This is a genomic window from Myxococcus sp. CA033, from assembly GCF_013336625.1.
In the GTDB taxonomy this organism is placed as follows: domain Bacteria; phylum Myxococcota; class Myxococcia; order Myxococcales; family Myxococcaceae; genus Myxococcus; species Myxococcus llanfairpwllgwyngyllgogerychwyrndrobwllllantysiliogogogochensis.
The window spans coordinates 135,933-148,615 of sequence record NZ_JABUMU010000023.1; the positions used below are offsets into that span (position 1 = coordinate 135,933).

12 protein-coding genes are annotated in these 12,683 nt (G+C 70.4%); 5 read left to right on the plus strand and 7 right to left on the minus strand.

The window, feature by feature from the left end; genetic code table 11:
- Positions 1-6: 6 nt before the first annotated feature.
- Positions 7-1,083 (minus strand): CFI-box-CTERM domain-containing protein, encoded by a 1,077-nt coding sequence (locus HUA78_RS36105; RefSeq protein ID WP_174464344.1) that lies wholly within the window; start codon positions 1,081-1,083, stop codon positions 7-9.
- Between the two features lie 95 nt (positions 1,084-1,178).
- Between HUA78_RS36105 and HUA78_RS36110 the strand changes: the two genes are divergently transcribed.
- The 5 genes from HUA78_RS36110 to HUA78_RS36130 all read left to right on the plus strand — a co-directional run bounded on the left by HUA78_RS36110 (position 1,179) and on the right by HUA78_RS36130 (position 5,310).
- Positions 1,179-1,466 (plus strand): hypothetical protein, encoded by a 288-nt coding sequence (locus HUA78_RS36110; protein ID WP_174458105.1) that lies wholly within the window; start codon positions 1,179-1,181, stop codon positions 1,464-1,466.
- A gap of 86 nt (positions 1,467-1,552) precedes the next feature.
- Positions 1,553-2,806: a S1C family serine protease gene (locus HUA78_RS36115; protein WP_174467457.1), complete on the plus strand. Its 1,254-nt coding sequence runs from the start codon at positions 1,553-1,555 to the stop codon at positions 2,804-2,806.
- Positions 2,807-2,951: 145 nt separating this feature from the next.
- The gene (locus HUA78_RS36120) at positions 2,952-3,224 is read left to right on the plus strand and encodes a vegetative protein (RefSeq protein WP_141644253.1); all 273 of its coding nucleotides are present in this window, start codon (positions 2,952-2,954) and stop codon (positions 3,222-3,224) included.
- Positions 3,225-3,682: 458 nt separating this feature from the next.
- Complete coding sequence (locus HUA78_RS36125) at positions 3,683-4,273, plus strand: hypothetical protein (RefSeq protein WP_141644252.1); 591 nt, start codon at positions 3,683-3,685, stop codon at positions 4,271-4,273.
- Between the two features lie 77 nt (positions 4,274-4,350).
- A complete protein-coding gene (locus HUA78_RS36130) occupies positions 4,351-5,310 on the plus strand; it encodes a phosphoribosylaminoimidazolesuccinocarboxamide synthase (protein WP_174464346.1) in 960 nt (319 codons plus the stop codon).
- Positions 5,311-5,342: 32 nt separating this feature from the next.
- Here the strand turns inward: HUA78_RS36130 and purB are convergent, their stop codons facing one another.
- The 6 genes from purB to HUA78_RS36160 form a co-directional block, all read right to left on the minus strand.
- A complete protein-coding gene (gene purB, locus HUA78_RS36135) occupies positions 5,343-6,656 on the minus strand; it encodes an adenylosuccinate lyase (protein ID WP_141644250.1) in 1,314 nt (437 codons plus the stop codon).
- Positions 6,653-7,597, minus strand: a complete 945-nt coding sequence (locus tag HUA78_RS36140) for an ABC transporter substrate-binding protein (protein ID WP_174458109.1) — start codon at positions 7,595-7,597, stop codon at positions 6,653-6,655. The genes purB and HUA78_RS36140 overlap by 4 nt, the downstream gene beginning before the upstream one ends.
- Positions 7,594-10,155: an SUMF1/EgtB/PvdO family nonheme iron enzyme gene (locus tag HUA78_RS36145; protein WP_174478275.1), complete on the minus strand. Its 2,562-nt coding sequence runs from the start codon at positions 10,153-10,155 to the stop codon at positions 7,594-7,596. The genes HUA78_RS36140 and HUA78_RS36145 overlap by 4 nt, the downstream gene beginning before the upstream one ends.
- A 112-nt stretch (positions 10,156-10,267) precedes the next feature.
- Positions 10,268-10,723 (minus strand): dUTP diphosphatase, encoded by a 456-nt coding sequence (gene dut, locus HUA78_RS36150; RefSeq protein ID WP_174464349.1) that lies wholly within the window; start codon positions 10,721-10,723, stop codon positions 10,268-10,270.
- A gap of 134 nt (positions 10,724-10,857) precedes the next feature.
- Positions 10,858-11,868 carry a M23 family metallopeptidase gene (locus tag HUA78_RS36155; RefSeq protein WP_174467455.1) on the minus strand — a complete coding sequence of 337 codons (1,011 nt, stop codon included), beginning with the start codon at positions 11,866-11,868 and terminating at the stop codon, positions 10,858-10,860.
- Between the two features lie 8 nt (positions 11,869-11,876).
- Positions 11,877-12,683: a hypothetical protein gene (locus HUA78_RS36160; RefSeq protein WP_141644246.1), complete on the minus strand. Its 807-nt coding sequence runs from the start codon at positions 12,681-12,683 to the stop codon at positions 11,877-11,879.

The following is a 12,683-nucleotide window of genomic DNA, read 5'->3' on the forward strand; positions in this document are numbered from 1 at the left end:
CCTGCGTCACGAGAATCCACTCCTGGTCAGGCGGTCATGCACCTGACTCAACACCCAGCGCACTCCGCTTCGGGCCACCGGTCTCCGCGACACCCACCGCGCCACGTCCGGACCCCAGCGATAGTAGCCCCGGATGAACCCGCGCCCGAGCGCGCTCTTCCGCAGAACGTCATCGCGGTACGCACGGAAGGCCACCAACTCCGGCGCTCCCTCGCCAAACGCCACCGTCGCCACGAAGCACGAGGACGCGGGGCTCACCCACATGAGCCGCTGGTTGGTGAGGTTCACCACGACCTTCAGCTCCCGCGCCTCCGTGTAGAGGAACGCGAGCAAATCCCTGCGCGCGGCGGGGAACTCCTGCCCGCCTGCTTCCTCGAACTCGATGCGCGAGGAGTTGGTGGTGCCCACCTCGTCCACCGTGAAGAAGTAGCGCTTCGAGCTGCGGCGGACCTCCACCTCCAACCCTCGCAGCTCGCCGAAGTACGCCAGGAACGGCGTGCCGCACACCGGGCACACGAAGCGGTTGTACGCGTGGCTCGTCAGGAAGGCGTAGTCCCCCACCCGCTTGCAGCCGGTGTTGGGACAAACGAGCTTCACGCTCGCCTGCGGCGCGGGCCGAGGGTCATACCGCGAGCCTCCCCCCGACTTGTCGAACACCGGCGGAGGACGCGGAGGCGCCGTCACCAGGTGCCGAGTGGGATGCGCGGCCCGCTCCAATTCCAGCGCGCGCCGCCAGGCAATCTCGGCCGCCTCCAACCGCCCGCCCGCCGTGTGACAGAGCGCCTCGCCATGCGCGAGCAACGCGGCCACCAGCTTCTCCAGCGCGGGCGCCATCGACGGGTCTCTGCCCGCCGCCAGCGCCTCCGCCAACACCTTCTCCATCTCCGGCAGCAACGCCTGCGCCGCCTTGCGTGAAGGGTCCTCGGCGCGGCGGTACACCGGCGGCTCGGGAATCCGGCTGAACAACGAGGACGCAGCGGCTCGGACGCGTTCCACCACCGCGTCTCCACGCCCCACGTCCAGCTGTGCCGCCCTTTCACGGGCGGCCTGAAAGAGCTCTTCGGGCTGCAAGCCGGCGGACATTAAGTGCCGCGAGTCGCCCTGTCAGCGCGGATCACATACACGCGGTCGGAAACTGGCCACCCGTCTCCACCCCATGTAAGAAGACGTAGGAGGCTGTGAGCATGGGAGCTTTGAAGTTCATCGTCTGGACGGTCTGCGCGGTGGGGCTCGGCATCTTCCTGTCGACGGGAGAGGTGGACGGCCGCACGCCCTTGCAACACATGGAGCGGGCCTGGAAGCGCACCGTGAAGCCGGACACCGTGGACCGGATGAAGGACGGGCTGGAGGACGCCTACGAGGACGCGAAGGGCGCTGTCTCCCGCACGACGCCCGCCGCCCCGCGCGAGCGCATCAGCGCGGAGGACCGGGCAGCGGTCAACCGCATCATCGCGCAGAAGAAGTAGCCTGGCCGACAGGTCCGCTTCCGCGACAGGTCTCCCCTCCCTAGGTTGCGTGGGTGGTGGACGGTCGGTCGGGGCGGAGGCGGGGCATGGGCAGGGCGCCTTTCATCAAGAGTGTCGTCATCCTCACCGCGCTGGTGTGCGCGCTGGCGACCCCAGCGCAGGCCGCCGGGCGCGGGCGCGGACGTCTGTGGCTCGAAGCCCAGAACCGTTCGCTGGACAACCAGCGGGCCACGCTGAGTGACGTGGCTCGCAAGGCGATGCCGTCGGTGGTCTCCATCACCACCCGACAACTGACGGACGAAGCGTCGGTGTCGGGCGAGGAGCCCCAGAAGGGCATTGGCTCCGGCTTCATCATCCACGCCGACGGCTACATCCTCACCAGCGCTCACGTGGTGGAGGGCGCGTCGGAGGTCGTCATCTCGGTGATGCACCCGCGCGGCTACGTCGAGGAGTACGTCGCGCAGGTGGTGGGCGAGGACTCCCGCACCGACTGCGCGCTCCTGAAAATCGACGCCCCGCGAAAGCTGCCCGTGCTGCGGCTTGCGTCCGCGTCGCACGTGCGCTCGGCGGATTGGATTGTCGTCATCGGCAACCCGTTCGGCCTCTCCCACTCCGTGACGGTGGGCGTGGTCAGCTTCATGGGTCGCACGGACGTGACGCCCAACGGGCGCGACGGCGACTTCGACTACATGCAGATGGACGCCTCCATCAACCCGGGCAACTCCGGAGGCCCCGTGCTCGACTTGCACGGCGACGTGGTGGCGGTGGCCAACGCCGTCAACGTGGCGGGCCAGGGCATCGGCTTCGCCATCCCCATCGACATCGCCAAGACGGTGATTCCGCAGCTGCGGGCCCACGGGCGCGTGCGCCGGGGCTGGCTGGGCATCAGCGTGCAGGACTACTCGCCCGAGGTCGCCGAGGCCTTCAACCTGGGCCAGGGCCAGGGCGTGGTGGTGACGGAGGTGGTGGAGGGCGGTCCGGGCGAGCGCGCGGGCCTGCTCCACGGCGACGTCATCATCGGGCTCGACACGCGGCGCGTGCGGCGGGCTCACACCCTGCGCTGGCAGGTGGCCGCCCGGGGCGTGGGCCATGACGTGCGGCTGCGCATCCACCGGCTGGGCAAGCCGATGCGGCTCAAGGTCCGCCTGGAGGAGATGCCGAGCGAGCAGCCCCCCGCGCCCACCCTGGCCTCCCGACGGCAGGGGCGGCGGCCCACCCGGGCGCAGTCCGTACTGGACGACCTGCTGTCGCCCGTTCCCCGAGCAAAGACGCTCCCTCCCACGGCCCCGGAAGTCGAGCCGAACGCCCCGGGTTCCGAGGACGGCGCTCCGGCGCCTTGACACCCGCGCGGACACCGGTCTTCCGGCGTCTCCTTGCGTTCGGGTGGCATGGGCGCTAGACAGTGCGCCTTTTTCGTACCCGGCGGATGGTCCACGTGCTCGTGGCGCCGAGGTACCCGCATCGTTTCGCAGGAGAGGTTCCACAATGGCCGAGGCCACCCCGACGACCCAGAAGAAGCTCACCCACTGGCCCCGCACCGCCAAGGGCAGTGGCAAGAAGGCTTGCACCGTGGAGGGCTGCAAGCGCCCCTACCGCGCCAAGAGCTACTGCTTCTTCCACTTCAAGCAGTGGCGCCAGGGCGACCTGCCCCACTCGCGCTACCGCACCTGCTCCAAGGACGGTTGCCGCATCAAGACGTTCAAGGCCGGCCTGTGCGAGAAGCACCACGGCGAGACGTACAAGAAGGACGCGGCTTAAGTCCCGCCGTCGTACTCGCAGCGGCGCCGGGGTCTTCTCTTCCCTGACTGAATCCTCAGGGAGAGGTGCCCCGCGCCACCGCGCGACCCCACGCTTGAAGGCCGTGAGCCACCGCTCCGCCTCGCCTCGGGTCCGCGCTCGCCCGCATCACCGTCCGCTCCAGCGCGTGGAGCCAGGTGCGAGATGCGGTGCCAGCCACGTACACGCAGCCCTCGGGCCGAGCCTTCCGTCACGGCCATGCCCGCCAACACCGCGTCACCCTTCACGTCGAGCCGCTCCGCACCGCGAGCCGAGCACGTGGCCGGGTCCAAAAGGACCAGAGGGCCATGACGCGGACCTCCGCATCCAGGGTGTCTGTGAGTGCGTCAGGTGCGGGACAGAGGCGAGATGCTCCTCAGGACGCATGCCTCCGAGTTTCACTGGTTGATCCTGAAGCAGATCGGTATATTCCCGCCCGTATGCGTCGCTGGCTCCCTGGGTTGCTCCTCTCGCTCGTCTCCGTGCTCACCGCTTGTGGCGGTGCGGGCACGCCCGTGCGCGCGACCATGAGTGCCCGTCAGGCGCTGTCGCATCCGCCAGAGTTCCTGGAGTTCGAGTCCCCCGCGACGCGCCTCGAGATGTTCCGCGAGGTGGCCCGTCAGTCGGACCTGGAGGCCGGGCAGGCGGCGCAAGCGCTGGTGCTCTTCCCCATCAGCCAGCACGGTGAGTTGCTCGCCGCGCCAGGCTTCGATTCGCGCATGGACCTGTTCCAGGCGCCGGACGCGGGCAAGGGCATCGAGCTGGTGTTGGAAGCCCGTGCGGCCGAGCGTTGGCCGGAAGACCGGCGGGAGAGCCTGCAGGGACTGTCCGAGCGAGAAGCCGCGGAGCTAGTGGCCCGCACGCTGCTCGCGCACTGGGGCATCCATCCGGAGAGCGCGGTCCAGGTGGACCGGGCGTCCGGGGCGCCTTATGCGGTCGCCTACGTGGACGGCATCCTGCGCGTCAACCCGGCGTTCCTCTACCTGGCGGCGGCCTACGGTCCTGCTTCCATGCCGGCCACGCTCCAGTAGAGTCCCGCGCCTCAGCAACAGGCCCACCCTTCTCTCGCCGTGCCCCACTTTCCAGAGGGGCGGGCCGCGAGGCGCCAGTGAATACCTCCGCTCTTCACGCTCAGCTCCCCCACACGCTCCAGCAGACGAATCTGCCGGCGCTCGGCCAGCACTACCGCGGCAAGGTCCGCGACACGTACCGGAGCGGCGACACGCTCGTCCTGGTGACGACGGACCGGCTCTCCGCGTTCGACCACGTGCTGACCACCATCCCCTTCAAGGGCGAGGTGCTCAACCGGCTCGCGGCCTTCTGGTTCGAGCGCACGAAGCACATCTGCCCCAACCACGTGCTCGACGTGCCGGACGCCAACGTCACCGTGGCGCGCGCCTGCCAGCCCTTCACGGTGGAAGTCGTCATCCGCGGCTACCTCACCGGCAGCCTGTGGCGCGACTACGAGAAGGGCACGCACACCGCCTACGGCCTGCCCTTCCCCACCGGCATGCGCAAGGACGCGGCCTTCCCCGAGCCCATCATCACCCCGTCCACCAAGGCGGAGTACGGGCTGCACGACGAGCCCATCTCGGAGAAGGAAATCCTCGCGCGAGGCCTGGCCAGCGCTCGCGACTGGGCACGCATCACCGAGGCGGCGCGCGGACTGTTCGCGGAAGGGCAGAAGTGGGCGCGCACGCGCGGCCTCATCCTCGTCGATACCAAGTACGAGTTCGGCAAGGTGGGCGACGACCTCTACGTCATCGACGAGATGCACACCCCGGACTCCAGCCGCTACTGGGTGGCGGACGAGTACGAGGCCCGCTTCGCCAAGGGCGAGGACCAGCGCATGCTGGACAAGGAGAACATCCGCCAGTGGCTCATCCGCGAGCGGAACTTCTCCGGTCAGGGCACGCCTCCGCCCATCCCCGATGACGTCCGAGTGGAGCTGGCCACCAAGTACGTGGCGGCCTTCGAGCAGATTACGGGGACGACGCTCGCGCTCGAACCGGGCGACGTGCACGCGCGAATCGAACGGAACCTGCGCCAGAAGGGCTACCTGAAGTAGCCCTCCCAGCGAGCCTGTGGGACGGCCGTGAGCTACTCGCTCCGGCCGAAGACGCGGCGGAAGACGTCGTCCATGTGCCGCGTGTGGTAACCCGGGGAGAAGCAGTCGTTGATCTCCTCGGGCGTCATCATCTTGCGCAGGTCCTCGTCCGCGAGCAGCGCCTGCCGGAAGTCCACGCCCTCCTCGTAGAGCTTCATCGCGTTGCGCTGGACGATGACGTAGGCGGCCTGCCGGTCCATGCCCTTGCGCGCCAGCTCCAGCAGGAGCCGCTGCGAGTTCACCACGCCGCCGAGCAGCTCCAGGTTCTTCTTCATCTGCTCCGGGTAGACGCGCAGGTCCTCCATCAGCCGGGCGAAGCGCACCAGCATGAAGTCCGCGAGGATGGTGGCGTCCGGGCCGATGACACGCTCCACGGAGGAGTGGGAGATGTCCCGCTCGTGCCAGAGCGCCACGTCCTCCATGGCGCTCACCGCGTAGCCGCGCAACAGGCGCGCCAGTCCCGTGAGGTTCTCCGACAGGATGGGGTTGCGCTTGTGTGGCATCGCGCTGGAGCCCTTCTGTCCAGCGGTGAAGGGCTCCTCCGCCTCGCGCACCTCGGTGCGCTGCAGGTGGCGAATCTCCACGGCGAACTTCTCGATGCTGGAGCCCAACAGCGCCAGCGCCGTGAAGTACTCGGCGTGCCTGTCACGCTGCACCACCTGGCTGGAGGCAGGCGCGGCCTTGAGGCCCAGCTTCTTGCAGACGTGCTCCTCCACGGCCGGAGGCAGGTGCGCGAACGTGCCCACCGCGCCGGAAATCTTGCCCGTGGCGATGGTCTCCCGCGCGTGCAGCAGGCGCGTGCGGGCGCGTCGAAGCTCGTCGTACCAGATGGCCAGCTTGTGGCCGAACGTCACCGGCTCCGCGTGGATGCCATGGCTGCGGCCCATCTGGAGCGTGTGCTTGTGCTCGAAGGCGCGCTTCTCCACCGCCGCCATCACCCGCTCCATGTCCTGGAGGATGAGGTCCACGGCGTCGCGCAGCGTCATCGCCAGGGACGTGTCCAGCACGTCCGAGGACGTCATTCCCAGGTGCAGCCAGCGGGCGCTGGGGCCCACCCGCTCCTCCATGAAGGTGAGGAACGCGATGACGTCGTGCTTGGTGGTGCGCTCGATTTCGTCGATGCGCGCGGCATCCGCGGGCGTGAAGTCTCCGGCTTTCTGGAGACAGTCCTCCAGCGCCTCACGCGGGGCCAGCCCCGCCTCCACCATGCCCTCCAGCGCGGCGAGCTCCACATCGCGCCACCGGCGCAAGCGGGCCACGTCGTTCCAGAGGTTGGACATCTCCTGTCGGCTGTATCGCGGAATCACTCGTAGACCTTCACGGCAAAGTCCTTCCGCGCCGCGAACCGGAGCAACTCCAGCACGGACTCGGAGGACGGACCCAACTTCCGGGCGGTGGTGAGATTGATGGACAGGTCCAACCCCTCTGGCTGCGCCACCGCCAGCGCCCCCGGGTCAATCTTCTCGTGGATGATGCGATTGGCCAGCCGCCCCGCTTGCAGGCCAATGGCCATGGGGCTGGGGGACAGCGCGAGGGACGCGCCCTCCTTCACCTGGCTGGGCGTGAGCGCCACGAGCGGCAGCCGCTTCGCCTGCGCGAAGGCGATGAGCTGCTGCACGACGGCGGCGTTGCCCACCGTCTTGTCCGCCACCATCAGCAGCGCGTCCACGCGGCCCGCGGCGCCCTCCAGCACCTTCTCCACCTTCCCCGGTGAGTCCACCTCCAGCGGGAGGATGGACAGGCTCCGGGACGCGGCGGACGTCTGCGCCTGCGTCACGGTGCTGGCGGAGAAGCGGGGGTCATGCACCATGCCCACGCGCCGGGCCTTGGGCGCCACCGCGAGCAGTGCTTCCAGCTCCGGCCCCAGGTCACTGGTGAGCGAGATGCCGGTGACGTTGGGGCCTTCCAGTCCGTACTTCTCGAAGTACGGCACCATGGCGAAGAGGACGGGGATGTCCTCGCCCAGGGAGCGGCGCGCGGCGTTGGCGGCCAGCGGCCCCAGGGCCAGCACCAACGCGGGCTTCTGGGCCGCCAGCTTCTTGAAGATGCGCGCGGCGGCGCCGGGACTCTCGTCCAGCGTCATCTCCTGCACCTCCGCGCGCGCCTCCGCGGCGAAGCCAGCGATGACGGAGGCATAGGGCGCCAGGTTGGCGGACTTCACCGCCACCACGCGGGGACGGGCGGCCCCTTGAGCCCCCGCTACCACCGGCACCAGCAGGAGCAGGAGCGCGAGGGTCCGCCAGCTCATGGCTTCACGCTCGCGCAGCACCGGAAGCCGACCGAGAGGGCGGTCTTCTCTGGAGCGATGAAGGCGCGCGCGCTGCACCTCGAGGCGAGTTGCGAGTCGTTGAACGAGCCGCCCTTCTGCACGACACCCCGGTTGGGGACGCGGGTGCTCGTCCACTCCGCCACGTTCCCGGAGAGGTCCGCCACGCCATAACCCCGTGACACGCATTGCGTGAACGTCCCGGAGGGGGCGACCGTGGGAGGCGTTTCCTGGAGCGAGACCTTCGTATTGCACGCGCCTTGAACGTAATCGTCGCCGTATGCGTAGCGCGCGTTGCCCGGTCCCTTGCATGCCTTCTCCCACTCCTCTTCCGTGCAGAGCCGCTTCTCCGCGGCCTCACACAGCCCGCGCGCCTGTTCCCAGGTCACCTCCACCCGAGGACTCCCTCCCCGCTTGTTCGAGTTCGAGTACTCGAACTCGTCCATGCAGAAGGAGCCCACCTGGATGCTTTCCTCGAAAGGCTCCTCCACCTGCCCCTGGTCGTCGTCCCGCGCCTTTCCCCGGCGGAAGAACCCACCACTCACCAACCGCATGCCATCGGGACACCCTCCCGCCAGCGCGACGAGGGGAGGAGCGTTGGCTTCCGGTGCCGCCTGGCGGGCGGACGGCCCTCCCATGGGCACCACCGGCGCTGTCCGCTGGGCCGAGCGCAGGTAGCGCAGCAACAGGTAACCGCCACCGGCCCCCAGCGCGAGCCCGCCCACGGTCAACACCACCATCCAGATGAACGCCGAGCGACGGCGGGAGGCCGAGGACTTCGACGGACGTGTGGCCCGGTGGGTGGGCGCGATGCGAGGCGCCGAGCGCGCCGCCGAGGTCATGGGCGAGTCCAACGTGCGAGCGCCCGACATGGAAGGATGGGAGTCGAGCGAGCGAGGCCCCGTGCGTGCCCCCGACACCGCGGGCGACTCCAGTGTGCGCGCCGTGCGGATGGCCGGCACCGGCACCGCGGGCGCCGCATCCAATGTCCGCGACATGGGCCGAGGCCCGGAGGCCGAAGGCGAGGACTCCAACGCGCGCGCCGAGCGGGCACCGGAAACAGCAGGGGCCGGCTCCTGCCCCGCGCCCGACTCCTGGGCCCGAGGCGCCGCGCGCGGCTGAGCAGCCGGCATCGGTCCGGAGGCACGCGGCGCGGGCCCACCCGCACGAGCGGGCTCGGGGGGCAGGCGCCCACCGTGAGCGGGCTCGGAGGCTCCCCTGGAGGAACGCCCCCCCTGCGACGATTCCGAGGCAGCCCGTCCCTTCGCCGACGCTTCGGAAGCCGAGCGCCCACCTTGAGGGGAATCCATGGCGGCCCGCGCGGCGGACGCGGTGATGAACGGCAGCGCCTGCTCCGTGAGGTGCTGGGATGCGCCGGGGTTCGCGCCGATGATGGCGGCCAGCGTCGCCGCGTCGAGCGGCTGCGTGGCATCGGGCGGAGGCGGCTCCTCCTCGACGGGCGCGGAAGGCTTCGGCGCCGAGGTCACGATGCCCGTGGGCACCGGCATCATGTCCGTGGGCACCGGAGGCGGCGGACGCGCGGACATCCGCACCGCGGCGGCCTGCGCCGAGCCCGCGGGAGGCGGCACGCCGCGCACGTGCGTGGCGACCGCCGCGGGGGCGCGCGCGAGGATGCTGGCGAACTCCGCGTGCAGCTCACCCGCCGTCTTCGGACGCGCCAGCGGGTTGATGTTGAGCGCGCGCCGGTAGAGCGCCTCGAAGGACGTGGGCAGGTCCGGGTGCAGCGAGGTCAACCCGGGCACCACGCCCTCGACGGGCACGAGGCCCGCGACCATCTCCCCCATCACCACGCCCAGCGAGTACACGTCCATGCGCGTGTCCAGCTCACCGCCCGCCACGTACTCGGGAGCGACGTAGATATCCGCGCGATGCCCCTTCTGCGCCTGGACGAAGGGAAGCTGCGGCACGGCGAGGCCGAGCCCGTAGTCCGTCACCTTCAGCAGGTCCGGAAGGACGATGACGTTCTCCGGCTTGAGGTCGGAGTGGGGGCCGAAGCGATGGGCCGCGTCCAGCGCCGCCGCCATCTGCGCCAGCAGCGGCTCCACGTCCTTCAGCGAGAAGAGCTGCCCGCGCGAGGCACGCTGCTCCATCATCCGCCGCAGCGTCATCCCCTCCAGCAACTGCATGGTGAAGAAGGGCCGCTCACCGTCGAGCCCTTCTTCGTAGACGCGCAGCAGGTTCGGGTGGTTGAGCTTCTTGCCCACCCGCATGGAGAACGAGAACTGGGTGCGCTCCTCGGGCTGCTGGACGAGTCGCGGGTGGACCGTCTTCAGCGCGACCTCGACGTCGATCTCCTCGTCCTGTGCGCGGAAGACGAAGCCCATGGGGCCGGAGCCCACCACCTCCTGGATGGCGTAGCGGCCGGCGACGACGTCCCCTGGCTTGTAGGGAGCGCCCTCCAGGCCGCGCTTGCGGACGACACCGGCCGATTGTCGCGCGGCCGCGTCGTACTTCATCCCGCAGGTGGGACAGGTGTCGGTCGTCTCGGGGACGTGGCTGCCGCAGCGGTAGCAGAGCAAAGCAGTCGGACTCCAGGGGCCGGTCGAAGGAGGACCGCGAGCGGGGGTGCGGTCCGGCCTCATATTCTGCACGCTCCCCTGTCATCAAGGAACGATGCCGTCGGCTCTCGCGCTACCGGCCGGTGGAACCGAAGCCGTTCCCCCCCCGCGACGTCGCGTCGAGGACCTCCACTTCTTCCAGCGTAGCGGACGACACCGGCGCCACCACCAGCTGGGCCACCCGGTCGCCCCGACGCAGGGTGAAGGGCTCGTTGGAGAGATTCACCAGGATGACCTGCACCTCCCCCCGGTAGTCCGCATCCACCGTCCCGGGTGAGTTGAGCAGCGTGATTCCGTGGCGCAGCGCCAGGCCGGAGCGAGGTCGTACCTGCCCCTCGTAGCCCGGGGGGAGCCCCAGCGCGAGGCCCGTGGGAACCGCCATCCGCGCCAGCGGCGCGAGCACCCGCTCCCCCTCGATGTCCGCTCTCAAATCCAGCCCGGCGGCGAGCTCCGTCTCGTAGCGGGGAAGCGGCAAGGGCTCCGGATGGGCACGCACGCGGCGCACCTGCACGGTGAGGGACGAGGCCATGGCGCCGATGTACCACACCCCTGCACCGTCTCCAGTTCCCGCTCCAACGTCACGGGTAGTCCGCGAAAGCGACGACAGCCCAGCAAGCCCCCAGACTCGGCACGCTCCCGGACTTCGAGCCCTGGCTGGAATCCTCAGCGCGAGGAATCGCCGGACACGGCGCGGACGGAGGCGCGGAACTTGAGGGGGTCCATGGGCCGGGAGGCGAGTTCCAGCTGGTAGTGGAGGTGGGGCCCCGTGGAGCGCCCGGTGTTGCCGGAGCGGGCGATGAGCTGTCCGCGCTCCACCCGCTCGCCCACCCGGACCAGCAGCTCCGAGTTGTGGCAGTACGCCGTCGTCACGCCACGGCCATGGTCCAGGACCAGGACGCGGCCATTCACCGCGTCCTCGCTCGCGCGCCGCACCACGCCCTCCGCCACGGCCGACACCGCCGTCCCGGTGGGCACGCTGAGGTCCACGCCCGTGTGCATCCGCCGCATTCCCAGCACGGGGTGGTGCCGCTCGCCGAAGGGGCTCGTCACCCGGGCGCTCTCCGACACGGGCCACGCGAGCCCGAAGGCGGTGGACAACGCCAGCGCCTGCGCCGCGCCCACCGAGGCCGTCTCGAAACCCGGAGGAAGCTGCCGGTTCAGTGACTCCAGCGTCGGCGCGCCACCTTCCGCCACCACGCGCTCCTGGGCATAACGCGCGGGGATGCGGCCGACGAAGAGGGCCGTGAGGCGCGCCTCCTCGCGGGGGAAGTCCGCCTCGAGCGCCGCGTGAAGCCTGCGCGCGGCGACGGGCCCTTCCACCGGGTCCAACAGCCGGTCCATGGGAATCCCCAGTTCCTGGGCCAGCGCGGCGAAGGGCTCCCGCGCTCGCGCGTCCAGGCCCTTCACTGCCAGGTGCGTGCCCCAGGCCAGCGACTCCGCATCCGTCAGCGGACGCACCAGGGACACCTCGGGCGCCAGCATGGGCGCGGCCAGCGAGGTGCCCGTCATGCCGTCGTAGTACGCCAGCAGGGGCCGCGCGGTGCTCTTCGAGGAGAAGGCCCAGGCGGAGGCCTTGCGCACCAGCGCGCCCGCGGGCGTGTGGTGGTACGCCGTCCACACGCACAGCACCGCCATGCAGAAGTCCAGCAGCCCCCTGGCGCGGCTCGGGAACATGGCGGTCCTCAGCGCAGGAAGGAAACGAGTGGAGTGGCGTCCAGCACGGCGGCCAGTGCCAGCGGCACCACCACCGCGCAACCCAGGAGGCCTCGGGTGAAGGCCCGTCGGCCGCGCTCCTGTGCGCAGGCCGCGTCCGCGTGTTGGAGGTTGCGCAGCACCGCGCGCCACCCGAGCGTGGCCAACACGCCCACCAGCGCCCCCACCGCCAGGCCCCTCGCGCCCCAGTCAGCGACCTGGTCCCCCATCAGCTCGCGCCAGGACAGGTACACCGTGCCTTGCATCAGCTTCGCCACCGTGCACGCGCCCGCCACCACCACCGCCGCGGTGGCCAGGGGGCGCAGCCAGCGCATGGGCGTGGGCTGGCGCAGACAGCGCTGCCACAGCGCGCGCCACGAAGGCTTTGCTTCCTGCCCCTCCAGCGCCGCGCGCCACGACTCCGCGGGCTTCACGGCGGCCGCCGTCGCCTCGCGGTAGCCCAGGGCGGGCAGCGCCAGCACCAGGTCCGCGGCCAGCTCCCACGTCAGGGCCAGGATGCGAGCGATGCGCGTGCGCAGCTCCAGCGACACCCACTCCACCATGGGGGCCGTCACGTCGTAGCGGCCCACCAGTCCGTCGAAGGCCGCGTCCACGCGGTCCACCACCGCCACCAGCCGGTCATCCAGCGTGTCCGCCGCCGCGTGCACGCCCACCGCCACCAGGGCCAGCAACCCCAGGGGCATGAAGGCCCACCGGAAGGCGCCCAGCAGGCGCGAGACGTCGGTGACGAAGCCAGTGGAAGTCGAGGGTCCGGCGGGCGGCGGGCGGGGCGGCAA

Coding starts and splice junctions, on each gene's coding strand:
- HUA78_RS36140 (WP_174458109.1), bottom strand. CDS start 7,597: ATGAGCTGGCGGACCCTCGCGCTCCTGCTCCTGCTGGTGCCGGTGGTA.
- HUA78_RS36125 (WP_141644252.1), top strand. CDS start 3,683: ATGCGTCGCTGGCTCCCTGGGTTGCTCCTCTCGCTCGTCTCCGTGCTC.
- dut (WP_174464349.1), bottom strand. CDS start 10,723: ATGGCCTCGTCCCTCACCGTGCAGGTGCGCCGCGTGCGTGCCCATCCG.
- HUA78_RS36115 (WP_174467457.1), top strand. CDS start 1,553: ATGGGCAGGGCGCCTTTCATCAAGAGTGTCGTCATCCTCACCGCGCTG.
- HUA78_RS36155 (WP_174467455.1), bottom strand. CDS start 11,868: ATGTTCCCGAGCCGCGCCAGGGGGCTGCTGGACTTCTGCATGGCGGTG.
- HUA78_RS36120 (WP_141644253.1), top strand. CDS start 2,952: ATGGCCGAGGCCACCCCGACGACCCAGAAGAAGCTCACCCACTGGCCC.
- HUA78_RS36105 (WP_174464344.1), bottom strand. CDS start 1,083: ATGTCCGCCGGCTTGCAGCCCGAAGAGCTCTTTCAGGCCGCCCGTGAA.